This is a genomic window from Catellatospora sp. KI3 (assembly GCF_029948125.1).
GTDB lineage: Bacteria > Actinomycetota > Actinomycetes > Mycobacteriales > Micromonosporaceae > Catellatospora.
Window position 1 is genome coordinate 32,930 of the sequence record NZ_JASAMB010000032.1, and the last position, 23,062, is coordinate 55,991.

Below are 23,062 nucleotides of genomic sequence, written 5' to 3' on the forward strand. Positions count from 1 at the left end.
CTACATCGCAAAGCGATAAGAAGGGGCCCTTCCTTACTTCAGCTGTCAGGCGGGGCGGCGGGACTGGACGGTGCGGAAGCGCGAGGCGACGAAGGCCCCGTCGGTCAGCGCCGCGTTGGCCGCCGGGTTGGCGCCCGAGGCGTGGAAGTCGGAGAACGCGGCCGACTGGTTCACGAAGATCCCGCCGGTCAGGTTCGCCGACAGGTGCACGCCCACCTCGAGCGCGGCCCGCTCGACCGCGTCGAGCACCGACTCGTCGGTGCTGTACACGGCGGCGGTGATGGCGCCCTTGGCGCCGACCGTCTCCCGGAAGACGTCGATGCTGGCCGCGGTGGAGGCGGTGGGCACGGCGAAGGTCACCGGGCCGAAGCACTCCGCGGCGTAGCCGTCGGTCGCCGTCACGATCATGGGGGTACGGCACACCGCCCCCGGATACGCCGGGTGGGCCAGCTCGGTCGAGTCGAGCACCACGTCGCCCAGCTTGCGCGCGCCGTCCATCCGCTCCAGCACCGCGTCGCCGACGATCGCGCCGGTCAGCTCGACCGCCTTGGCCGGGTCGCCGGTGATCGCCCGGACCGCGTCGGCCACCCCGGCCACGACCTCGTCGAAGCTCTTGTGCCCGGCCTCGGTCTCGATGCCGCCGGACGGGATCAGCAGGTTCTGCGGCGTGGTGCACATCTGGCCGCTGTACAGCGTCAGCGAGAAGGCCAGGTTGCGGCACATGCCCGCGAAGTCGCCGGTCGAGTCGACGATGACGGTGTTCACGCCCGCCTTCTCGGTGTATACCTGCGCCTGGCGGGCGTTGGCCTCCAGCCAGTCGCCGAACGCGGTCGAGCCGGTGAAGTCGATGATGCGGACCTCGGGCCGCAGCGCCAGGTCGGCCGCGACCGGGTTGTCCCGGGTGTCGACCGCCAACTGCACCGTGTTCGGGTCGAGCCCGGCCTCGGCCAGCACCTCGCGCGCCGCCTGCACCGTGATCGCCAGCGGCAGCACCGCGCCGGGGTGCGGCTTGACCAGCACCGGGTTGCCGGTGATCAGCGAGGCGAACAGGCCCGGCCACGAGTTCCAGGTCGGGAACGTGTTGCACCCGATCACCAGCCCGATCCCGCGCGGCACCACGTGGTACGTCTTGGCCAGCGTGTCCGCCTTCTTGGTCCACACCACGGACGCGACCTGGCGGGTCTGCTCGGCGTACCCGTAGGCGATCGCCTCCAGCGCGCGGTCGAGGGCGTGCGGGCCGCCGGCCTGGAACGCCATCACGAACGGCTGGCCGGTCGTCGCGTGCACCGCGTTGGCCAGCTCGAACACGCGCTTGTGCAGCCGGGCCAGGATCTCCAGGCACACCCCGGCGCGTACGCGCGGACCGGCGTCGCGCCACGAGGGCAGCGCCGCGGCGGCGTTCGCGATCAGGGTGTCGACGCCGGTACGCGGGTAGCGCACGTCCAGCGCGACGCCGAACGGCGACTGCTCCGGCGCGATCCACTCCTGCGCGGGCTGGTCCAGCGGGAAGTCCTTGCCCAGCAGCGCCTCGAAGGCGGCCTTGCCGTCGGCGGCGGCGGTCTCGCCGTACACCTTGGGGCTGGGCGACTCGGGGTAGGCCGACCAGTAGCCGCGCTCGGTGATCGCCCGCAGCGCGCCGGTCAGCAGCTCCTCGTGGGTGGCGAAGAGGTCGGTGACGGTAGCAGTCATGTCTGCCATCATGCCCGACGACGTGACCGCGCCCACCATGCCGTCAGCATCTACGCACCTTGAAGTCGTCGTCGACCTCGATGTACGCGTGCGACACGTAGATGTTCTCGCCGACCCGGTCCCACAGGTCGGTGCTGCGTACCGTCCCGTCGACCCTGTCGCCGCGCACCTGGCACCGGATCGGCACCTGCGCGTGCTCGGCCGCCCCGCCGCGCAGCGCCGCACCCAGCCGCGGCCCCGAGCGCACCCGCAGCGGCTCGCCCTTCGGCGTGTCCACGGTCCCGCGCTCGCCGTCCCCCGTCCACAGGAAGGTGACGTCGACCCACTCGTTGCGGTCCAGGCCCAGCCCGTCCCAGAAGGCGCCGTCGGCGATGTCGATCCCGGCCGGGTTGCTCACCTTCCGGCCGGACTCGTCCTTGCCCCGGTGGTACCCGTCCTCGTACGCGGCCTGCGCCTCGGGTCTGCCCCGGGGCAGGTCGTCCCACGAGTGCCGGTTCTCGGCCCAGTAGTCGTCCATGGTGTTCCACGGGCCGACGTCCCACACCGGCAGGAAGACGCAGCGGTCGTTGCCCTCGTGGCAGACCCGTACGCTGCGGTCGCCCTCGCCCTGGTCGGACAGCCCGCGCCAGGACGGCAGCGCCGCGAACCAGTCGCGGTTGGCGATGGTGTGGCCGTTGGCGGTCTTCCAGCCGACCAGGCCCTCCCGGGTGGCGAAGACCCGGGCGGTCAGGGTGCCGCCCGCCTGCGGCGAGCGGGCGTGGGCGACGGCGGTGGTCACCGCGGCGATCGTCAGCGCCGGCACCACGGTGACCACGGTCAGCAGGGCTATGAGCAGTCGCGGCCTCATAACCCCGCAACGATCATGCCCCTGACCAGGAAATCATCCGTTTAGCCCCTTTTGTCCCAACCCCAAGATCGGTCCAGTTGCCGGGCAAACGGGGGAGAGTACGCCCAAGATACGCCCGGTTGCCCGGCAACTCAGCCGATCTTGGGTCAGAGCTCGCGCTGCCAGTTCTGGGCGGCGCAGACGGGGCGGAAGCCCATCTGGTCATTGATCGCGATCATGTACGAGTTCTCGGCCGCGTTGAACGTGTCGATCACCTCGACGCCGGGCGACTCGGCGCGGAACATGCGCAGGTTCTCCAGCTTGACGAGGGTGCCGAGCCGGTGGCCGCGGTGGTCCGGGTCCACGATGGTGATCTGCTGCCAGGCATGCCACGGGATGCTGTCATGCGTGGTGATCGCGGTGAACGCGGCGAGCTGCCCCGTCTGCTCGTGCACCGCGCCGGTCCGCCACGTCATCCGGCCCCGGTCCCGCTCCACCTGCTCGATCTCGCGCATCCGCGCCCGGTCGGCCAGCTCCGCCTCCACCTGCAGATCACCCATCGGCGCGTCGGTCACCAGGCGTGAGTCCAGGTACGCCATGCCGTCGACCAGGTCGTCCGGGGTGTCGTCGTGCCACCGCACCAGGCGGTAGCCCTCGGCCTTCGCCCACGCCGACGCCAGCAGGTCGGCCAGCACCGCCTCGTCCACCGACGCCAGCTCCAGCCGTCGCTGCACCTCCGGCAGCGTGCTGCTGAAACCCGTCGCCGCCCCGAACGCCGCCCCGGCCTCGTCCCGGGCGGGCAGCCCCGGCAGCGACAGCGCGCTGTGCGACATCAGCACGGTGCGGCCGTGGTCCGCCGCCACCGACAGCACGAAGTCCAGCAGCTGCCGCCCGATGCCCTGCCTGCGGAAACGCGGATCCACCTCGATGGTGAAGGACAGCGTCTTCAGGTTGTCCTCGGTGGGCAGGTTGACGTCCACCCGGCCGACCGGCATCCCGTCGCGCAGCGCGACGTGCCAGAGGTGGAGCCGACCGGGGTAGGGGTGCGTCAGGAACTGCCGGACCAGGGCGGGCGTCATCGGCGGGAAGTGGGGGACCTCATGTCGCCGTACCTCTTCGGTCGCTTGGAACCATTGCTCGATCGAAGCGGCGTCGTCAGCGGTGAGCCTGGTGATGGTGAGGGTCATGCCCGACAGGGTGCCCCCGCCCACCAGGCCCTCGCATCCAATTTTCGGTACCTCCGAGGCTCAGCTCAGCAGGCCGGCCTCGCGGGCCGCCTTCAGCGACGGCTTCACCCGGTAGGTGGGGCCGACGAGCGCGGAGACCGCGTCGAGGGTCTTGAGGCCCTCGCCGGTGTTGTAGACGACCGTCTCCAGCGTCGGGTCGAGCTTGCCGGAGGCGATCAGCTTCGCGGTGACCGCGGTGGTCACGCCGCCCGCGGTCTCGGCGAACACGCCGGTGGTGCGGGCCAGCAGCCGGATCGCGTCGCGGATCTCGTCGTCGGAGGCGTAGTCCATCCAGCCGCCGGTGCGGCGCACGGCCTCCAGGGCGTACAGCCCGGCGGCCGGGTCGCCGATGTTCAGCGACTTCGCGATGCCGGTCGGCTTCACGGGAGTGATCACGTCGGTGTCCGCGTGCAGCGCGGTCGCGATGGGGTTGCAGCCCGCCGACTGGGCGCCGAACACCTTCCAGCCGCGCCGACCATCCGGAAGCTCTGGCGCCACCGCCAGACCGGCCTCGACCAGCTCCTGGAACGCCTTGTCCACCTTGGTCAGCAGCTCGCCGGAGGCCATCGGGATGACCACCTGGGCCGGGATGCGCCAGCCGAGCTGCTCGGCCACCTCGTAGCCCAGCGTCTTGGAGCCCTCGGCGTAGAACGGGCGCACGTTCACGTTGACGAACGCGGTGTCCTCGAAGTCGTCGGTCTCGACGAGCTCCGAGCACAGGCGGTTGACGTCGTCGTACGACCCCTCGATGGCGACCAGGTCGCCGCCGTACACGGCGGTCGTGATGATCTTGCCCTGCTCCAGGTCGTGCGGGATGAAGACGATCGAGGGCACCCCGGCGCGGGCCGCGTGCGCGGCGACGGAGTTGGCCAGGTTGCCGGTCGAGGCGCAGGCGTAGCGGGTGAAGCCGAGCGCCTTCGCGGCGGTCAGCGCCACCGACACCACGCGGTCCTTGAACGAGTGCGTCGGGTTGGCCGAGTCGTCCTTCACCCACAGCGGCGCGCGCAGGCCGATCTCGGCGGCCAGGGCGTCGGCGCGGACCAGCGGGGTCAGGCCCGGGTCGAGGGTGACGCGGTCGGCCTCGTGCTGCCCCACCGGCAGCAGCCCGGCGTAGCGCCAGATGTTCTGCGGACCGGCCTGGATCTGGGCCCGGGTCACCCTGGCCAGCGCCTCGGCGTCGTACCAGACTTCCAGCGGGCCGAAACACTCGTAACAGGCGTGCTGGGCGGCGAGGGGGAAGCGGGCACCGCAGCCGCGGCACTCGAGACCGCGAGCCGGAGAGTCGACGCCAAGGGGCGAGATGACGGAAGTCGTCACGAGGATGTCCTCTCATCTTCCCGACGTCGCCACCGTGGCGCGCCGGACGGAGTTGGCACCTGCCATCGATGGTGGTTGCCGGAGCGTCGTCGGGCCGTGTCCCTCAGCTCCTCTGGATGAGGTATTCAGTTGTGATTCGTAGTTAAGCAGAACGGCATCGGGCCGGGCCAGCGTTCCCAGGGGATGAGACCTACGCCTCATCCCCTGGACGCATCGTTCACTTCGACTTGGCCGCCTTGTCCTTGACCAGGTCGCGGATCGCCTTGGCGTCGGCGATCGCCGCCTTCAGCGCGGTCCGCCCGTCGCGAACCTTGCCCCGGGCCGCCTGCGTCTGCGCCTTGATCGCCTCGGCGTCCGGACCCGGCTTCACCGCCAGCAGCGCGTCGGCCACCCCGCTCACGGCCGCCTCAGCCTTGTCGAGTTGCGCCTTCATGTCGGCCAGCTTCGCCTCGGCGTCGCCGACGTCCTTACCGGCGGCCTTGGCCGCCGCGATCGCCTTGCCCAGCTTGTCGTACGCCGTCCGCAGCCGCGCCACGGCGGCGGTCTCGACGTCGGCCGCGAGCGTCAGGTGCACCTGCTTCTGCACCAGGATGTACACCCGGTAGTCCTCGACCATGCTGCGGGCGTCGGCCTTCAGCGCCTCCAGCGTGGTCTCCCCCGCCACCTTGGCCTTCAGCTCGGTCAGCCCGGTGACGGCCTGGTCGAGGATCGCCTTGAGCGCGGCCTGGTGCCCGTCGGACAGCCGCGCCGCGTTGTTGATCGCCACGCCGTTGGCGCGCAGCACGGCCAGGCGGCCGTCGATCCGCGCGGTGACCAGTCTCTTCGCCGCGTCCACGGTCGTGGCCCGGTCGGCGAGCACGACACCGGTCGGCGCCGCCGCCTGCGCGGGCAGCGCCGCGGTCAGGCCGAGGGTGGCGGCGACCAGTCCGGTGGCCGCGAGGCGGCCCGCCAGGAGCAGGCGCTGGGTGCTGGTGCGCTTGTCAGTCCGCATCGGTGGGGCTCTCCTCTGCCTTCTTCAGCTGTCCGTCCAGCTCGGTGAGCAGCTTGTCCAGCTCACTGAGGTCGGTGTCGGTCTGCGCGGCGACCGCCGCGGGGTCGGCGGCGCCCTGCGCCGGGGCGGGGGTGGTCACGGTCGTGCCGCCCCTGTCGGCCGGCGCACCGGCACCGTCGCGGGCACCGCCGGCGCGGCACCCGGTCAGCGCCACGCCGACCAGTACGGCGAGCGCCGTCATTGCGAGCACACGTTTCATACCGGGAACCCTGCCAGCCCCCGGTCAACCCCAGACCCCCCGCAATGTAAGCGTCACGTCAGAACCACCCCGGCCACCCGACCACCCCCGCCCGCCCCGCGCCCCGCCCCCGGCCCCCTTGAAATTGACGCTGGCCTATCCAGAAGACGATTCCGAGATCATCTTGCTCTAGATAGGCCAGCGTCAATTTCAAAGCGGTTGGGGACAGGGGTGATATGGCGGCAGCGGGTGGGCTGCGGGCGGGTCAGCTGACCACGTCCTTGCGGGAGAAGCGCCAGAAAGCCAGGCCCCAGAAGATCGCGGCGTACGAGATCGCCGAGATCGCCCCCTTGATCACGTCGTCGAACTGCATCGGCGTCGTCAGCAGCCCCAGGTACGCCTGCGAGAAGTGGGTCGGCAGGAGGTTGCGCAGCGTCCCCAGCGCGGTGATCTGGTCCAGGATGCTCGACACGATGTACAGCAGCACCGCCCCGCCGACCGCCCCCAGCGGCGCGTCGGTCAGCACCGACAGCAGGAACGCCAGCCCGGCCACGACCAGCAGCGTCAGCCCGAGGTACCCGGCGATCGACAGCAGCCGCAGCACGCCCTCCCCGGCGGGCACCTCGGCCGCGATCCCCGACTGCAGCGGATGCCACCCGTAGCGCAGCGTGCCCAGGGCGAGCGCGGTGCCCGTGAGCAGCACGATCGCCAGCGCCGAGTAGCTCAGCGCCACGGCCAGCTTGATCCCGAGCAGCCGGGCGCGGGGCACCGGCACCGCGAGCAGGTAGCGCAGGCTGCCCCAGCTCGCCTCGGACGCGACCGTGTCGCCGTGGAACAGCGCCACGACCACGACCAGCAGGAAGCTCGCCGAGACGAACACCGTGAACAGCGCGAAGTTGAGCCCGCCCGCCACGGCCACGTCGACCAGCTGCGAGAACTGGCCCCGGCCGTTGCGGCCGTCGTCGTCGCCGCTGCCCAGCTCGAACGCGATCAGCAGGACGACCGGCAGCAGCATCATGAACCCGAGCGCGAGCTGCGTACGCCGGCGGCGCCACTGCCGCTGGAACTCCGTGGCGTACGTCAGCGTCCGGCTCGGCCGGTACTCGGCGGCGGCGCCGTCGGCGCGGGCCGTCTCGACAGTGCTCATCGGTCTCCACTCCCTGCCGTCGACTCGCCCACCAGGGCCAGGAACGCGTCCTCCAGGCGCCGCCGCGGCGTCACCCGGTCGACCCCGACCCCGGCCTTGACCAGCGCCGAGACCGCCTCGGTACGGCTGACGCCGCCGAGGTCGACGACCAGCGTCCGCTCGCCGTCCACCGCGTACCCGGCGACGCCGTCGAGGCGGTCCAGGGTGCGGCTGGCCAGGTCGACGTCGGTGACGTCGAGCAGCGTGGTCGGGCTGTCCCCGACGATCTCCTCGACCCGCCCGGAGGCGACGACCTTGCCCTTGTTGACCACGACGGCGTGGGTGCAGGTCTGCTCGACCTCGGCCAGCAGGTGGCTGGAGACGAGCACGGCCCGGCCGTCTTGGGCGTAGCGCTGCAGCACCCGGCGCATCTCGGCGATCTGCGGCGGGTCGAGCCCGTCCGTGGGCTCGTCGAGCACCAGCAGCTCCGGCAGGCCGAGCATGGCCTGGGCGACGGCCAGGCGCTGCTTCATCCCGTGGCTGTAGGTCTTGACCTTGCGGTTGATGGCGTCGCCGAGCCCGGCGATCTCCAGCGCCTCGGTGAAGCGGGCCAGCTCCCACGGGCGGCCGGTGGCGCGCCAGTACGCGTGCAGGTTCTGCTCGCCGGTGAGGTGGGGCAGGAAGCCCGGCCCCTCGACCAGCGCACCGATGCGCGACAGGACCGGGGCGCCCGGCGCCAGCCGGTGCCCGAAGATCAGCACGTCGCCCCGGGTGGCCTGGGTGAGGCCCATCAGCACCCGCAGGCTGGTGGTCTTGCCCGCGCCGTTGGGCCCGAGCAGGCCGACGACCTGGCCGCGCTCGACCGTGAAGTCGATGTGGTCGACCGCCACGAAGTCGCCGTACGTCTTGCGCAGGCCGCGCACCCGCAGCGGCGTGTCGGCGTGCTCGGCGACGACCGAGCGGTCGAGCCGCCGGGTGCGGCGGCGGGCGACTCCGATCGCCACGGTCAGCCCGACCGCGAGCAGTGCCACCAGCCCGATCAGCAGGTACAGCCAGAGCACGTCGGCGGTGGCGATCGGGGTGGCCCGCACCGTCGGCAGGGTGAGGTCGGTGCCGTCGCCCGTGCCGAGGCCGACGGTGTACACCATGGGCGCGACCGGGCCGAGGTACGACTGGTCGGCGGTGGCCACGGTGAGGCGCAGCCGGTGCCCGGCCTCGATCTCGCGCACGATCGCGGGCAGCACCACGCGTACCGGCTGGGCCTGGTCGATGCTGGTCGGCAGGCCGGTGAGGCGGACCGGGGCGATCAGGCCGTTGCTGAGCGTGGCCGACCCCTTCGGGTCGACGTCGTACAGCTTGACGAAGAGCACCGCCTCGCCGGTCGGCGACGCGGCCCGGATGTTGACCGTGGGCGCGCCGACGATGGTGGTGTCCTCGTCCAGCGGCGCCGACTCCCAGCGCGCGTGCTGGCCGGGCAGGTCGGTGACCGCGCCGCTCACGAAGCTCGCCAGCGCACCGGCGCTGGGCAGCGACGACAGCGCGGCCGGGGTGCCGTTGGGCGGGTTGGCGACGGTGCGCGGCGGGCCGGTCAGCCGGACGCGGGTCGTCCCCGCGCCGTCCACGCCCGGGTAGTCGGTGACCTGGTAGCCGGTGGCCATGGTGCCCCGGTCGACGGCGTCCAGGCCGGTGATGCGCGAGAAGGTGAACGTGTCGGCCGGTGCCGCCCCGTTGCCCTTGAGGTAGTGGTCGAACCACTGCGCGGTCAGGTACTTCAGCCGGTCCTGGTCCGACTGCGGACCCTCGCCGCCGTCGTGGCCGCCGGTGAACCAGGCCACCCGGACGGGGGTGCCCTTGGCGGCGATGCCGCGCGCATTGGCGTCGGCCTCGGCCAGCGGGAACAGCGAGTCGGCCGCGCCCTGGACCAGCAGCGTGGGCGCCTTGATCCGGTCGAGCACCCCGGCCGGGCTACGGCTGGCCAGCAGCTCGCGCGAGGGCGCGTCGAGGCGGCCGGTGGTGGCGATGCGCAGGTACGTCTGGCAGACGTCCTCGGCCCAGCGGCCGCACTGCGGGTTGCCGGTCACGCGGTCGGCGGGGACGGCGGCCGCGCCGTCGGTGCCCTGGGCGCCGCCGAGGCTGATGCCGCCGCGGCCGCCGCCGGTGCCGGAGCCGAAGAAGACGCCCGCCCAGGCCTGCTTGAACACGCCGTCGTAGCGGATCGCGTCGTCGGCGGCGGCGTCGCCGGTGGCCGGGACGGCCGACTGGGCGAACAGCGACCGGCCCAGGTCGTTCCAGGTGATCATGGGGACGATCGCGTCGACGCGGTGGTCGTACGCGGCGAGCAGCAGCGACAGCGCACCGCCGTACGAGCCGCCGAGCACGCCCGCGCGCGGGTCGCCGGCGCCGTCGAGCACGATGTCGGGGCGCTTGGCCAGGTGGTCCAGCAGCCGGCTGGCGTCGCGCACCTCGTAGTCGGGGGCGTCCAGGTGGATCTGCCCGGAGCTGGCGCCGAAGCCGCGCGCGGTCCAGGTGAGCACGGCGTAGCCGAGCCCCGCCAGGTCCTGGGCGTCGGCCGTGACGCTCTCCTTGGTGCCGCCGAACCCGTGCGCCAGCAGCAGCGCGGGCACCTTGTGCTGCGCCGAGGCGTCCTTGGGCAGGTAGAGCCGGGTGTCGAGGGTGACCGACTCGTCACCGGCCGGGCCGGAGCGGACCGAGACCCGCTCGTCCACCGTCCGGTACGCCGCCGGGGTGGGCAGCACCGCCCAGACCACCGCCGCCGCCAGCAGCAGCGCGGCGACGCCAAACCCGATCCACCGTCCCCGGCTCCACCGGTCGACCCCTGTCCGAGCCCACCACCGGGCCACGAGCGCGCGCATGACCGCCACAGTACGACCACGCACCCCCGTACCCATCGGGGAGAACCCGGACGGTAGCTGAGAGTTCTTTCAGCGACCTTCCGGCTCGCTTACACGTACCGTGCCCGGCGGCCGGTCAGCGCAGGGTGCGGGGGCGGATGCGGGAGCCGCGCAGGCGGCGCAGGCGGCCGACCAGCACCGGGTCGTGCGCCAGCGCCGCCGGATTGTCCAGCAGTGCGTTGAGCACCTGGTAGTAGCGGGTGGAGGAGATCTCGAACCGGTCCCGGATCGCCTGCTCCTTGGCGCCCGCGTGGCGCCACCACTGCTTCTCGAAGTCCAGGATGAGCCGCTCGCGCTCGGTCAGCCCCGCCTCGGGCTCGGCCTCGACCGCCGCGCCCGCGGCGGGCCGGTCGGAGTCGACCTCGTCGTCCAGCTCGGTCGGTGGCGCGACGTCGTGCGGGGCGGGTTCGCGCTGGGGCGTGGGGATGAGCGGGAGCTCCTCCAGGGCCGCGCCGTCGGTACGCAGGCGCTGCCTGATCTGCTCCATTTTGTCCCCTCCCGCGAGCCGCGCCCAACGAGTCTAGGTGCCCCGCCTAGATCAGCGAAAGACCTGTTCGTGGCGTTGTCGCACACACGGAAGCCGGGCGGCACCGGAACTCCAGACAGGTGCTGGATACCCGGGCCGCCCGGCTTCATACGTACCGCGGAAGTGAGCAATGTCGCTCGGTCAGGCGACGTCGCGCCGCCGGATCTGCCAGAAGGCCAGCACCGCCAGCAGCACCGTCACGCCTAGCATGATCGAACCCGTGCCCTGCCAGGTCAGCGTCTTGACCACTTCCTCGCAGCCGTTCGGGTTCGCGCAGTTCGCGAACTCGTTGCCCACCACGAACGACTTCTGCATCCAGGCCAGCAGGTGCATGGGCAGCAGATACATCCCGAAGTACGGCACCTGCAGCATCGTCAGCACGATGGTCAGGCCGACCTGCCCGACGATCACCACGGCCAGCGCCACGCCGAGCGCGACGCCGGTGTGCCGCCCGATCGAGGCGAGCAGGAACCCGACGATGCCCATGGCCAGGATCAGACCCAGGCCGCGCAGTCCGGTGAGGCCGAACGACTGCCAGGTGCCCGCGGTCATCCCGTCGGTGTCGCCGCGCAGCCGCGCGATCAGCCAGAGCGCACCGGTCCAGAGCCCGAACGTGACCACCCCGATGCCGGTCAGCCAGCCGGCCAGCACGGCGAGCTTGGTGCCGAGCACCCGCATCCGGCGAGGTTGCCAGGTCAGCAGGCTCATCATCGCGCCGGTGCTCCACTCGGCACCGACGAACGAGGCGCCGATCACGAACGCGATGACCGCGATGATGGCGGCCCAGACCATGGTCAGCGGTTCGAAGTTGGCCTTGAACCCGAACGTCGCCGGCATGTACCACTCGGCCCGGATGTCGCTGCGCTGCGGCTTCAGGTCGTAGGTGCACATCTCCGCCTCGGGTGTGCCCTCCTTGACCGTGCCGCAGACCTGGTGCCGCTGCTCCCAGTACATGACCTGCTGCTGGTACTCCTGGTCGGCCTGCGCCTCCGCCGCCGCGATCGTCGCCGCGTCGACCTTCTGATTGCTGAAGAAGACCGCGGTCGCGATGATCGCCAGCAGCGCCACCGCGATGACCAGCAGCCACTTGATCAGGCGGCGCTTGAGGAAGCGGCGCCGCTCCGCGCGGACGAGACTCATGCCGCCACCCCGTTCTGCTCCGGCTTCACGCTGTTGTCGACCTGGCGGGCCTGGCCGGGCACCGGCGCGGTGCCGGTGAGCTCCAGGAAGACGTCCTCGAGGTCGGCCGAGAGCGGCGTGAGCTCGCTGACGTAGAGCTGGCGCTCGGCCAGCACCCGCGACACCAGCGCGGGCTTGTCCACGTTCGACAGCAGCAGGTGGTCGGGGTGGGTCTGCACGCTGACGCCCGCGCCGCTGAGCACCGCGGCGGCCGACGCCAGGTCGGTGACGTCCTCCAGGCGCACCCGCACCTGGTTGGTCGAGTGGGCCTGCAGCACCTCGGAGACCGGGCCGTAGGCGACCCGGCGGCCCAGCGAGATGATGGTGACGCTGTCGCAGATCAGCTGGATCTCGCCCAGGATGTGGCTGGACAGCATGACGGTCATGCCGCCCGCCGACAGCGCGGCCATCATGTCGCGCATCTCGCGGATGCCGCCCGGGTCCAGGCCGTTGGCCGGCTCGTCCAGGATCAGCAGCTTGGGCTGCTTGAGCAGGGCGGAGGCGACAGCCAGGCGCTGCTTCATACCGAGGGAGTAGGTCTTGACCCGCTCCTTGGCGCGGTCGCGCAGGCCGACCAGCTCCAGCGCCCAGTCGACCCGGGCCTGCGGCAGGTTGCCCGCGTCGGCCAGCAGCGACAGGGTGTCGTTCGCGCTGAAGTGCGGGAAGAACTGAGGGCTCTCCACGATCGCGCCGACCTGGCCGATGACCTGCGGCAGCGCCTTCGGCACGGAGTGGCCGAGCAGGCGCATGTCGCCGCTGTCGGGCCGGATCAGGCCGAGCAGGGTGCGCAGCGTGGTCGTCTTGCCGGAGCCGTTCGGGCCGAGGAAGCCGTGCACCTGGCCGGCCTCCACGTACATCTCGAAGCCGTCCAGCGCCCGCCTTGGGCCACCCCGGGCTCGGTACGTCTTGCGCAAGCCTTGGATCTCCAAGACAGCGGTCACGGGGACCTCCTAGATGTCGTCAGTGACCACCGCACCCTACGGGGTATGCAGTCTCCTCACCGCACCCGTGCACAGAATCTTCACGCCACGACCACCTGCAGCCCGGCCTCGCGGAACGAGGCGACCACGGCCGGGTCGGCGTTCGAGTCGGTGATCAGCGTCTCGATGCGCTCCACCGGGCAGATCCGGGCGAAGGCGTGGCTGCCCAGCTTGGACGAGTCGGCGATGATCGCCACCCGCTTGGCCCGCGCCACCATCAGCGAGTTCATCGCGGCCTCGCCCTCGTGGTGAGCGGCCGCGCCCAGCGCCACGTCGATCGCGTCGACGCCGAGCAGCACCAGATCCAGCGTCACCTCGCGCAGGATGCCGCCGCCCAGCGGCCCGACCAGCTCGAACGACTGCGGCCGGACCACGCCGCCGGTGACCACGATCTTCATCCGAGAGCGGACCAGCAGCTCGTTGGCGATGTTGAGCGCGTTGGTGACGACGGTCAGCTGAGCGCCGTCGGAGACCGAGTTGAGCTCGGGGCGTACGGCCAGGGCGCGGGCGACCTCGGTGGTGGTGGTGCCGCCGTTGAGCCCGACCACCATGCCCGGGTTGACCAGCGCCGCCGCGGCCGCGCCGATGCGCTGCTTCTCGGCGGAGTGCTTGGCCGTCTTGTAGCGCAGCGGCAGGTCGTACGAGACGCCGCTGGCCACCGCGCCGCCCCGGGTACGGGTGATCATCTGCTGCTGGGCGAGCTGGTCGAAGTCACGGCGGATGGTGGCCTGCGAGACGTCGAGCCGCTCGGCGGCGTCCTCGACACTGATCCGCCCGGAGTCGGTGAGCAGTTCCAGCAGCGCGTTCCAGCGGGCGTACCGGTCCACCGAGCCTCCGTATGCGCGATAGTGAGCAGATGCGTGCACACTAGTGCGCGAAACCGGCCCATGCAACGCGATGTGCTGCGCGTATGTGATGCTCAGGTTGCCATCCCGGCACCGGTCGCGCAGAATAGCGCGCGAAAACCCTGACTTTCGAACTGATCTGCGCAGCAGAGCGCGTTGGGAGTGCCGATGTCGTACGTCGCCGAGGAGATAGTCAGCCAACCCGACCTGTGGCTGCGCGCGGCAGACGCGGCGGCCGACGCGGCAGCGGCCCTGCCCCGACCGGGCGAGCGCGTCGCCGTGGTGGGCTGCGGCACGTCCTGGTTCATGGCGATGGCGTACGCGAACCTCCGCGAGGCCGCCGGCCAGGGCGAGACCGACGCCTTCGCGGGCTCCGAGTTCCCGGTAACCCGCTTGCCCGGGAACCAGGGGCAGAGTCCCATGAACCGGCCGTACGACCGGATCGTCGCGATCACCCGCTCCGGCACCACCACCGAGGTCCTCGACATCCTCAAGACCGCCGGCGCCCGCAGCACCGTGCTGGTCGGCGACGTGGACACCCCGGCCGTCACGCTGGCCCGCGACGTGGTCGCGCTGCCCTGGGCCGACGAGCGCTCGGTCGTGCAGACCCGCTTCGCCACCAGCGCGCTCGCGCTGCTGCGCGCCTCGCTCGGCGAGGACCTGACCGCGGCCGCCGCCGACGCCCGGCGCGCGCTGGAGCTGCCGCTGCCGCTGGACCCGGCCGCGATCGAGCAGGTCACCTTCGTGGGCCGGGGCTGGACCAACGGCCTGGCCCAGGAGGCCGCGCTCAAGTGCCGCGAGGCGGCGACGTTCTGGACCGAGGCGTACCCGGCGATGGACTTCCGGCACGGCCCCATCTCGATCAGCGCCACCGGGCGCGCGGTGTGGGCGTTCGGCGAGGTCCCGGCCGGGCTGCGGGGCGACGTCGAGGCGACCGGCGCGACCTTCGTACACGCGCCGGCGCTGGACCCGATGGCGCACCTGGTCACCGCGCAGCGCTTCGCCGTCGCGCTGGCCGAGCACAAGGGCCTGGACCCCGACGCGCCCCGGCACCTCACCCGCTCGGTGATCCTGCCGTGACCGCGCCCGGCCGTACCAGGAAGAAGGCCGCCACGGGCGGCACCGACGTCGTCGTCTCCATCGACGTCGGCGGCACCGGCATCAAGTGCGCCCTGGTCGACACCGGGCACCGGGTGCGCCACACCGAGCGGCACGCCACCGGCGCCGAGCGCGGCCCGCAGGCCGTGCTGCAGACCATCCTGGACATCGCCGCCGGACTCGCCGCCACCGCCGGCGCGCGGGGCTGGCGCCCGATCGCCGCGGGCGTCGTCGTCCCCGGCATCGTCGACGAGCAGGCGGGCGTGGCCCGCTGGTCGTCCAACATCGGCTTCCGGGACGTGCCGCTGCGCGCCGCGGTGGTCGAGCGCACCGGCCTGCCCACGGCCGTGGGCCACGACGTGCGCGCCGGGGGTATGGCCGAAGCCCGCCTCGGCGCCGGACGCGGGCGCCGCCACGTGCTCGTGCTGCCCATCGGCACCGGCATCGCCGCCGCCCACGTCGTCGACGGCACCGTCCTGTCCGGCGCGCACGGCGCCGCCGGGGAGATCGGCCACATCGTGGTCCGGCCGCAGGGCCCGGCCTGCCCGTGCGGCCTGCGCGGCTGCCTGGAGGCGGTCGCCTCGGCTCGGGCCGTGCAACTGCGCTACACCGAGCTGGCCGGCAGTGCCGCGACCGCCGCCGAGGTCGCCGCCCGCCTCGGCGCCGACCCCCACGCCGACCAGGTGTGGGCCGAGACCGTCGACGCGCTGGCCGACGGCCTGCTCACCGGCCAGGCCCTGTTCGACCCGGAGCTGGTCATCATCGGCGGCGGACTGGCCGAGTCGGGCGAGGCCCTGCTCGCGCCGCTGCGTCAGGCCCTGGCCGCGAAGGTCACCTTCCACCGGCTGCCCGAGATCGTGCGCGCGCAGCTCGGCGACGAGGCCGGCAGCCTCGGCGCCGCCCTGATGGCCCTGGACCTGGTCGGCAGCGGCGAGCACAGCGTGGACCCCGACGCCGTCGACGAGCGAATCGAGGAGAAGGCGTGAACCTGTCCGGACGGATCGTCACCCCCGACGGCGTCGTCGAAGGCACCCTGGTCGTCGCGGGCGACACCATCGCCGCGATCGAGCCGGGACCGGCCGAGGACCGCTGGGTGCTGCCCGGCTTCGTCGACATCCACAACCACGGCGGCGGCGGGCACACCTTCACCACCGGCGACGCCGAGCAGGCCCGCGCCGCGGCCGCGTTCCACCTCGGCCACGGCACCACGACCCTGCTGGCCAGCCTGGTCTCGTCACCGGCCGTGCTGATGCGGGCCGCCCTGGCCGCGTACGCGCCGCTGGTCGCCGAGGGGGTGCTGGCCGGGGTCCACTTCGAGGGCCCGTGGCTGTCGCACGCCCGGTGCGGGGCGCAGAACCCCGAGTTCCTGCGCGACCCGGCGCCCGAGGAGCTGGACGAGCTGCTGAAGCTGGGCGCGGGCGTGCTGCGCATGGTCACCATCGCGCCCGAGCGCGACGGGGCACTCGACGCGATCGAGAAGATGGCCGCGCACGGGGTGGTCGCGGCGGTCGGGCACACCGACGCGTCGTACGAGCAGGTCATCGCCGCCGTCGCGGCCGGGGCGACGGTCGCCACGCACCTGTTCAACGGCATGCGCCCGCTGCACCACCGCGAACCCGGCCCGATCGCGGCCCTGCTCGACTCCGCGAGCGTCGTCTGCGAACTCGTCGCCGACGGCATCCACCTGCACGACGGCACGCTGCGGCTGGCCGCGCACACCACCGGCCCGGACCGCGCCGCGCTGATCACCGACGCGATCTCGGCCACCGGCATGGCCGACGGCGAGTACGACCTCGGCGGCCAGACCGTCGTGGTCGCCGACCGGGTCGCCCGCCTCGCCCAGGGCGGCAGCATCGCGGGCAGCACTCTGACCATGGACGCCGCGCTCCGGCGCGCCGTCGGCGCGGGGCTGCCGCTGGTCGACGCCGCCCGGATGGCGGCCACCACCCCGGCCCGCGCCGTCGGCCTCGACACCGAGGTCGGCGCGCTGCGCCCCGGCCTGCGCGCCGACGCGGTGCTGCTCGACGGCGACCTGGCCGTCACCCGGGTGCTGCGCGCGGGAGCGTGGGTCTGATGGCGCTGGTCCCCACCGGCAGGCTGGTCGCCGACGCCGCCGCGCGCGGTACCGGCGTGGCCGCGTTCAACGTCATCACCCTGGAGCACGCCGAGGCGATCACCGCCGGGGCGGCCGCCGCCGGACGCCCGGTCATCCTGCAGATCAGCGAGAACGCGGTGAAGTTCCACGGCGGCCGGCTCGGCCCGCTCGCCGCCGCCGCGCGCGCGGTCGCGCAGGAGGCCGAGGTGGACGTGGCGCTGCACCTGGACCACGTCGAGTCGGTCGAACTGCTGCACCAGGCGCCCCGGCACGGCTTCTCGTCGGTCATGTTCGATGCCTCGACGCTGCCGTACGCGGACAACGTGGCCGCCACCCGGGCCGCCGCCGAGTTCGCGCACGAGCACGGGCTGTGGCTGGAGAGCGAACTCGGCACGGTCGGCGGCAAGGACGGGGCGGCACCGCTGGGCGCGCACGCGCCCGGCGCCCGCACCGACCCGGCCGAGGCGGTCGACTACGTCAAGGCGACCGGCGTGGACGCGCTGGCCGTCGCGGTCGGCTCCTCGCACGCGATGACCAGCCGGGACGCGGCCCTCGACCACGAGCTGATCGCCGCCCTGCGCGCGGCCGTGGCGGTGCCGCTGGTGCTGCACGGCTCCTCCGGCGTCGCCGACGACGAGCTGCGCCGCGCCGTGTCGGGCGGCCTCGTGAAGGTGAACATCGGCACGGCGCTGAACATCGCGGCCACCGGCGCGGTACGCGAGGTGCTGGCAGGCGACCCGAAACTGGTCGACCCGCGCAAGTATCTCGCCCCCGCCCGAACCGCGATGGCCGCCACGGTCCGCCACTTCCTCGACCTGCTGTAGCGCCCGCAGACGCGCGCGCCGCGGGCCTCCGGCGGTTGGGAAGGGCCCCTTCCACTCGCATTACGTTGTAGAAGGGCCCCTTCCCAACGGGGTACGGACGCCGGCTTCCGGCGGGTGAGGTGTGGCGAGGGAGGGGCTATGCGGCTGGACCTCGTGCACGATGAGCGCCTGACCGCGCACGATGTCGCACTGTGGCTGTGCCGCGACGACCTGACCGATCCGGAACTGCCCGGCAACAAGCTGCGGAAGCTGAAGTACAACCTGCTGGCGGCGCGCGAGCAGGGGCACCGCACGCTGCTGACCTTCGGTGGCGCGTACTCGAACCACCTGCGCGCGGTGGCGGCAGCGGGGCGGCGGCACGGATTCGCGACCGTCGGAGTGGTCCGGGGCGAGCCCCGCCACCCGCTCAACCCGAGCCTGGCCTACGCCGCCGCGCAAGGCATGCACCTGGTCTACCTGGACCGCGACCTCTACCGCCAGAGCCGGACGCACATCCCACCGGTCCTGGCCGAGCTGTGCGAGCGCATCGGCGACTACTACCTGCTGCCCGAGGGCGGCAGCAACGCCCTCGCGGTACGCGGCTGCGCCGAACTGCCCGCCGAGATCGACATCCCCTACGACCTGCTCTGCTGCCCCGTCGGCACCGGCGGCACCCTGGCCGGGCTCGCCGGGGGCCTGCCGCCGGGCGCCACCGCCCTCGGCTTCGCCGTCCTCAGGGGCGCGAGCTTCCTCGCCGACGAGGTGACCCGCCTCCAGACCGAGACTTGGGGCGCCCCGACCGCGAACTGGCGCCTCGACCTCGACCACCACTTCGGCGGCTACGCCAGGACCCCGCCCGACCTGCTCGCCTTCTGCACGGACTTCACCGAGCGGCACGGCTACCGCCCCGACCCGATCTACACCGGCAAGATGCTCACGGGCCTGTATGCCCGCATCGCCACAGGCGCAATCCCCGCCGGCACCCGCGTCGTCGCCGTCACCACCGGCTGAGCGCCCAGCACCCCGGTAGACCGCACCCTGAACCGCCCGCCTCCTGTGCCCCGACCTCGCGCCCTGCCCGAGCGCCGCGCGCCCGTCATGATCGGTTGCAGTTTCGGGGAAAGTGCTGGAAGTCGGCCCAAGATTCGTGCAGTTTCCCCGAAAGTGCACGCCGACCGATCAGCGGCGCGCGGGTCAGCGGCGGTTGACGGCGTAGGCGAGGGTGCCGAGGACGAGCATGCCGACGCCGGCCAGGACGGTCGGCTCCGGCAGGGTCGTGGCGAGCACGATGCAGCCGATCAGGCCCAGCGCGGCCACCGCGCGCAGGGTCTTCGGCCCGCCCAGCGTCCACGCGGCCGCGTTGGTGATCGCGTAGTAGGTCAGCACGGCCACGCTGGAGAAGCCGATCGCGCCGCGTACGTCGGCCAGCGACACCACGGCCACCACGATCGCGGCCACGGCCAGCTCCGCCAGCCAGGGCGTCTCGTACCTCGGGTGCACGGCGGCCAGCCGACGGGGCAGGTCCGCGCGCCGCCCCATCGCCAGCACGGTGCGGCCGACGCCCGCGAGCAGGCTCAGCAGCACGCCGCAGACCGCGATCGCGGCCCCGGCGCGCACCACGGGCACGAGCACGGGGGCGGAGCGGGCGACGACGTCGGCCAGCGGGGCGGTGGACGTGGCGAGATCAGGCATGCCGAGCACGGTCAGGCAGGTCAGCGCGACGGCCGCGTAGATCACCAGCACCACCGCGAGCGCGATCCGCACCGCGCGGGGGATGGTGCGGGCCGGGTCGCGCACCTCCTCGCCCAGCGTGGCGATGCGGGCGTACCCGGCGAAGGCGAAGAACAGCAGGCCGGCGGCGGCCAGCGGGTCGGCGGTGCCGGCGGGCCCGGCTGCGGCCGTACCCCCGTGGGTCAGGCCCGCGACCACGGCCGCGACCAGCACGGCCAGGGTGATCACGACGAGGATCCGGGTGGCCAGCGCGGTCTTGGCGACGCCGCGCACGTTGACCGCGGCCAGCAGCACCACGGCCGCCGCGGCCACCGGCCGGGCGTGCTCCGGCCACAGGTAGAAGCCGATGGTCAGCGCCATCGCGGCGCAGCTGGCGGTCTTGCCGACGACGAAGGCCCACCCGGCCAGGAAGCCGGTGTACGCGCCCAGCTGCTCGCGCCCGTACACGTACGTGCCGCCGGACTCGGGGTAGCGCGCGGCGAGCCGGGCCGACCCGGTCGCGTTGCAGGCGGCCACCAGCGCGGCCAGCGCGAGCGCCCCGAGCAGCGCGGGCGCCGTCCCGGCGGCGGCCGCGGCCGGTCCCCACACCACGAACACGCCCGCCCCGAGCATCGATCCGAGCCCGATGACGACGGCGTCCAGCGGCCCGAGCCGACGCGACAACGCAACGATCACCCGCGCAGGCTAACCGCCCCGGGTTGGAGTAAGGAAGGGCGTGTTCTTAACGCTCCGTGTACAGAAGGGGCGCCCTGTCGGCTTTGCGGAGGTCGGGCAGCACGGCGTCCCAGTCGACGCGGTGGATCAGCCGGTCCAGCAGCAGGCCCAGGGCCAGCGCCGCGATGCCGTCGGTGATCCAGTGGTACGACAGGTACGTCGTCGTCAGCAGCACGATGACCGGCGGCGCGACCCGCAGCCAGCGCACCAGCACCGGCGGCAGCCTCCACATCCGCGAGGCGAGGATGACGATGAGCCCCCACCACACGATCGCGTTGACCACGTGCCCGGACGGGTACGAGTTCGAGTAGGCCACGGCGAGCGGGTTGAACATCTCCACCGCGTTGGGCAGCGCGCTGCTCGGCGCGTCGCGATGCGTCCAGATCTTCAGCGGCCCCAGCGTCACGTACGTGAGCAGGAAACCGGACGCCCACGGCAGCAGCGCCCGCCACGACCGGCTGCGCACCAGCAGCAGCACGGTCAGCCCGCCGGTGAGGATCCACGTCACCAGCCAGCCCTGCCCGAGGTAGTTCAGCAGCCAGGCGAGCCAGTGCGCCCAGGTCGGCTGGTGGGTCTGCACCCAGTCCCGTACGCCCAGGTCCAGGTCCGCCGTGACCCCGCGCGCCACCAGCACCGTGACCAGCACGAACACCGCGACCAGGGCGACGTCCCACCACCAGCTCGCGAACCGGTCCAGCCTGCGCGTCCACTTCACCACCGCCCCACTATGCAGGAACCGCGCGGCCGCCGCGGAATCCGTCACCGGATCTCCACGACTTCCGCGCGGTCGCGGGTGCTGCGTGGTCAGAGCTTGCCTGAGATCTGCTGGTAGATGAGTTCGAGGCGGACGCCGGAGTTGGGGCAGCCGCCGAAGTGGTGCAGGGCGACCACCTTGTTCGTCCGGCGGGAGATCACCGGAGAGCCGGACGAGCCGCCCTCGGTGTCGCAGTAGTAGGAGACGTCGGTGTCCTCGTCGTACCCGTCGTAGGAGTCGTCCTGGATCGCGCAGTTGCCCGCCCGGTCGCGGTCGCTGGTCAGCGCGACCATCGCCGGGGCGCCGGCCGGGTGCTGCGGGATGTAGAGCTCCTCGCCCGGCGCCGGGCGGCGCAGATCCAGCTCCAGGTAGCCGAACTTCTGCACGAGGTCGAAGTCGGTCACCGAGAACAGGCTGTAGTCGAGCGTCTTGTCGGTGGTGATGAGCTGGTCCAGCCACACCTTCGTCGGCCGGAACACGGCGTACCCGCCGCACTCGGCGCACTGGTAGTTGAACCACACCTCCACGTCGGCGGCCTGCTCCCGGTCGGCCACGCAGTGGTTGTTGGTCAGCAGCCGGTTGGTCGGGCCGACGCGCCAGGCGGTGCACAGCTCCACCCCGTCGATCAGCATCCGGGCCACCGCCTTGGACCGCCGGTAGACGACCGGATCGGTGCTGCGGTAGCAGACCGCGTCGGCCTTGTCGTCGTTGGCGCAGACGGTCTCCTCGCGCCCGGTCCGCGCCTGCTTCTTCTTCTCCAGCCGGTACGACTCCGACGCCGCGTCCCGCTCGGCCTCTGTGTACCCGTGCGTGACCTTGTCGATCACCACGCCGAGCCGGTCCACGGCCCCGCCCAGCCCGAGCAGGTCCAGCGCGCCGGTGTGCAGCTCGACCAGGGCGGTGTCCCCGGTGACCGACATCGCCCAGCGGCCGGCCGTGCCCAGCACCGAGCCGACCGCGTCGCCCTCGATGCGGTGCACCTCGGTCCGGGCCGGGTCGCTGACCGTCAGGTAGTCGCCGGGCAGCAGCACCAGCTGCGAGAAGTGCACCTTGACGAACTCGGCCCCGGGATAGCGCAGCGTGGCGCTCTTCTTCCCGTCCAGGTACCCGAGCACAGTATCGGCCTTCTCGACCCTGCCCGCCTCGGCCCGCCCGGTCTGGTAGGTCTTCGCGGCCCCTACCTCGGCCTCCGGCGACTGCTGCGGCACCACCGCCGCGACGGGCTCGGCCGGGTTCTGCACGCCGCTGACCAGGGCATGGTCGGCGCCCACGGCCGCCGAGGGCTCGCCGCGCCCGTGCAGCACCGACGCGCCCGCCGCCGTCGCCACCGCCAGCACGGCAGAGATTCCCATCACCATCGCGACCGTACGCCGCATCCGACCCGCCTCCTTGAGCGTCCGAACCGATCTCCCGGATGCACAACGACGCAGGCCACGGGCCGGACCCTCGGCCGAAAAGGGGATGCGACACACGGCTGGTCCGAACGTCGGCGCACATCCGTACGCTTAGGCCCGTGCGGATAACCTCTGCCCTCGTCGACCCTGCCCTTCTCGACCTGCCCTGGTCCACTCCACTGGAGGAGTGGCCGGCCGACCACCTCGTCGCGCTGCCCCAGGGCATCTCCCGTCACGTCGTACGCTTCGTGAAGCTCCAGGGCACGGTGTACGCCGTCAAGGAGACCCGCGAGAAGATCGCCGAGCGGGAGTACGACCTGCTGCGCGCCCTGGAGCGCATCAGCGCCCCGGCCGTCGAGGCGGTCGCGATCGTCGCCGACCGGGTCGCCCTGGACGGCGAGGTGCTGGAGCCGGTGCTGGTCACCCGGCACCTGCAGTTCTCGCTGCCGTACCGGGCGCTGTTCTCGCACACGCTGCGGCCCGAGACGATGAACCGCCTGCTCGACGCGCTCGCCGCGCTGCTGGTGCGGATGCACCTGCTCGGCTTCTTCTGGGGCGACTGCTCGCTGTCGAACACCCTGTTCCGGCGCGACGCGGGCGCGTTCGCGGCGTACCTGG

21 protein-coding genes and 1 riboswitch are annotated in these 23,062 nt (G+C 72.6%); of the genes, 6 read left to right on the top strand and 15 right to left on the bottom strand.

The features are described 5' to 3' along the window. Nucleotides 1-45 precede the first annotated feature (45 nt). From paaN to QEZ54_RS33120, 12 genes are all read right to left on the bottom strand, one after another. Nucleotides 46-1,689 (bottom strand): phenylacetic acid degradation protein PaaN, encoded by a 1,644-nt coding sequence (gene paaN, locus QEZ54_RS33065; RefSeq protein WP_281308693.1) that lies wholly within the window; start codon nt 1,687-1,689, stop codon nt 46-48. Between the two features lie 43 nt (nt 1,690-1,732). After that, nucleotides 1,733-2,536, bottom strand: a complete 804-nt coding sequence (locus QEZ54_RS33070; RefSeq protein WP_281308694.1) for a hypothetical protein — start codon at nt 2,534-2,536, stop codon at nt 1,733-1,735. Between the two features lie 146 nt (nt 2,537-2,682). Next, nucleotides 2,683-3,702: a GNAT family N-acetyltransferase gene (locus tag QEZ54_RS33075; RefSeq protein WP_281308695.1), complete on the bottom strand. Its 1,020-nt coding sequence runs from the start codon at nt 3,700-3,702 to the stop codon at nt 2,683-2,685. A gap of 60 nt (nt 3,703-3,762) precedes the next feature. Beyond that, nucleotides 3,763-5,058 (bottom strand): threonine synthase, encoded by a 1,296-nt coding sequence (gene thrC / locus QEZ54_RS33080; protein WP_281308696.1) that lies wholly within the window; start codon nt 5,056-5,058, stop codon nt 3,763-3,765. Nucleotides 5,059-5,067: 9 nt separating this feature from the next. Continuing rightward, nucleotides 5,068-5,181: riboswitch (SAM riboswitch) on the bottom strand. A gap of 94 nt (nt 5,182-5,275) precedes the next feature. Beyond that, on the bottom strand, nt 5,276-6,049 hold the full coding sequence (locus QEZ54_RS33085) for a hypothetical protein (protein WP_281308697.1): 774 nt from the start codon (nt 6,047-6,049) through the stop codon (nt 5,276-5,278). Continuing rightward, on the bottom strand, nt 6,039-6,308 hold the full coding sequence (locus QEZ54_RS33090) for a hypothetical protein (RefSeq protein ID WP_281308698.1): 270 nt from the start codon (nt 6,306-6,308) through the stop codon (nt 6,039-6,041). Before QEZ54_RS33090 ends, QEZ54_RS33085 begins: the two co-directional genes overlap by 11 nt. 244 nt (nt 6,309-6,552) lie before the next feature. Beyond that, on the bottom strand, nt 6,553-7,434 hold the full coding sequence (locus tag QEZ54_RS33095; protein ID WP_281308699.1) for an ABC transporter permease: 882 nt from the start codon (nt 7,432-7,434) through the stop codon (nt 6,553-6,555). Beyond that, a complete protein-coding gene (locus QEZ54_RS33100; RefSeq protein WP_281308700.1) occupies nt 7,431-10,286 on the bottom strand; it encodes an alpha/beta fold hydrolase in 2,856 nt (951 codons plus the stop codon). Before QEZ54_RS33100 ends, QEZ54_RS33095 begins: the two co-directional genes overlap by 4 nt. A gap of 115 nt (nt 10,287-10,401) precedes the next feature. Further along, nucleotides 10,402-10,812 carry a DUF3263 domain-containing protein gene (locus tag QEZ54_RS33105; protein WP_281308701.1) on the bottom strand — a complete coding sequence of 137 codons (411 nt, stop codon included), beginning with the start codon at nt 10,810-10,812 and terminating at the stop codon, nt 10,402-10,404. 180 nt (nt 10,813-10,992) lie between these two features. After that, the gene (locus tag QEZ54_RS33110; RefSeq protein WP_281308702.1) at nt 10,993-11,991 is read right to left on the bottom strand and encodes an ABC transporter permease subunit; all 999 of its coding nucleotides are present in this window, start codon (nt 11,989-11,991) and stop codon (nt 10,993-10,995) included. Beyond that, nucleotides 11,988-12,971, bottom strand: a complete 984-nt coding sequence (locus tag QEZ54_RS33115; protein ID WP_281308703.1) for an ABC transporter ATP-binding protein — start codon at nt 12,969-12,971, stop codon at nt 11,988-11,990. The genes QEZ54_RS33110 and QEZ54_RS33115 overlap by 4 nt, the downstream gene beginning before the upstream one ends. Nucleotides 12,972-13,051: 80 nt before the next feature. Then, nucleotides 13,052-13,837, bottom strand: a complete 786-nt coding sequence (locus QEZ54_RS33120; RefSeq protein WP_281308704.1) for a DeoR/GlpR family DNA-binding transcription regulator — start codon at nt 13,835-13,837, stop codon at nt 13,052-13,054. 186 nt (nt 13,838-14,023) lie between these two features. Here QEZ54_RS33120 and QEZ54_RS33125 point away from each other — a divergent pair, with 186 nt between their 5' ends. The 5 genes from QEZ54_RS33125 (at nt 14,024) to QEZ54_RS33145 (ending at nt 18,862) form a co-directional block, all read left to right on the top strand. Further along, entirely contained in the window at nt 14,024-14,935 is a 912-nt protein-coding gene (locus QEZ54_RS33125) for a sugar isomerase (protein ID WP_281308705.1), read from the top strand. Further along, nucleotides 14,932-15,939: an ROK family protein gene (locus tag QEZ54_RS33130; protein WP_281308706.1), complete on the top strand. Its 1,008-nt coding sequence runs from the start codon at nt 14,932-14,934 to the stop codon at nt 15,937-15,939. The genes QEZ54_RS33125 and QEZ54_RS33130 overlap by 4 nt, the downstream gene beginning before the upstream one ends. Next, nucleotides 15,936-17,027 carry an N-acetylglucosamine-6-phosphate deacetylase gene (gene nagA, locus QEZ54_RS33135; RefSeq protein WP_281308707.1) on the top strand — a complete coding sequence of 364 codons (1,092 nt, stop codon included), beginning with the start codon at nt 15,936-15,938 and terminating at the stop codon, nt 17,025-17,027. Before QEZ54_RS33130 ends, nagA begins: the two co-directional genes overlap by 4 nt. Further along, complete coding sequence (locus QEZ54_RS33140; RefSeq protein WP_281308708.1) at nt 17,027-17,872, top strand: class II fructose-bisphosphate aldolase; 846 nt, start codon at nt 17,027-17,029, stop codon at nt 17,870-17,872. The genes nagA and QEZ54_RS33140 overlap by 1 nt, the downstream gene beginning before the upstream one ends. A 138-nt stretch (nt 17,873-18,010) precedes the next feature. Then, nucleotides 18,011-18,862, top strand: a complete 852-nt coding sequence (locus tag QEZ54_RS33145) for a pyridoxal-phosphate dependent enzyme (RefSeq protein ID WP_281308709.1) — start codon at nt 18,011-18,013, stop codon at nt 18,860-18,862. A gap of 183 nt (nt 18,863-19,045) precedes the next feature. On the opposite strand, the gene QEZ54_RS33150 is transcribed toward QEZ54_RS33145, so the two are convergent. Genes QEZ54_RS33150 through QEZ54_RS33160 form a run of 3 tightly spaced genes read right to left on the bottom strand, consistent with a single transcriptional unit; the run spans nt 19,046 to nt 22,402 of the window. Continuing rightward, nucleotides 19,046-20,254, bottom strand: a complete 1,209-nt coding sequence (locus QEZ54_RS33150) for an APC family permease (protein WP_281308716.1) — start codon at nt 20,252-20,254, stop codon at nt 19,046-19,048. Between the two features lie 49 nt (nt 20,255-20,303). After that, entirely contained in the window at nt 20,304-21,059 is a 756-nt protein-coding gene (locus tag QEZ54_RS33155) for a phosphatase PAP2 family protein (RefSeq protein ID WP_281308710.1), read from the bottom strand. A gap of 41 nt (nt 21,060-21,100) precedes the next feature. Then, complete coding sequence (locus QEZ54_RS33160) at nt 21,101-22,402, bottom strand: serine protease (protein ID WP_281308711.1); 1,302 nt, start codon at nt 22,400-22,402, stop codon at nt 21,101-21,103. 161 nt (nt 22,403-22,563) lie between these two features. Between QEZ54_RS33160 and QEZ54_RS33165 the strand changes: the two genes are divergently transcribed. Next, nucleotides 22,564-23,062: lipopolysaccharide kinase InaA family protein (locus QEZ54_RS33165; protein WP_281308712.1), on the top strand; the 499-nt coding region annotated here is incomplete at its 3' end.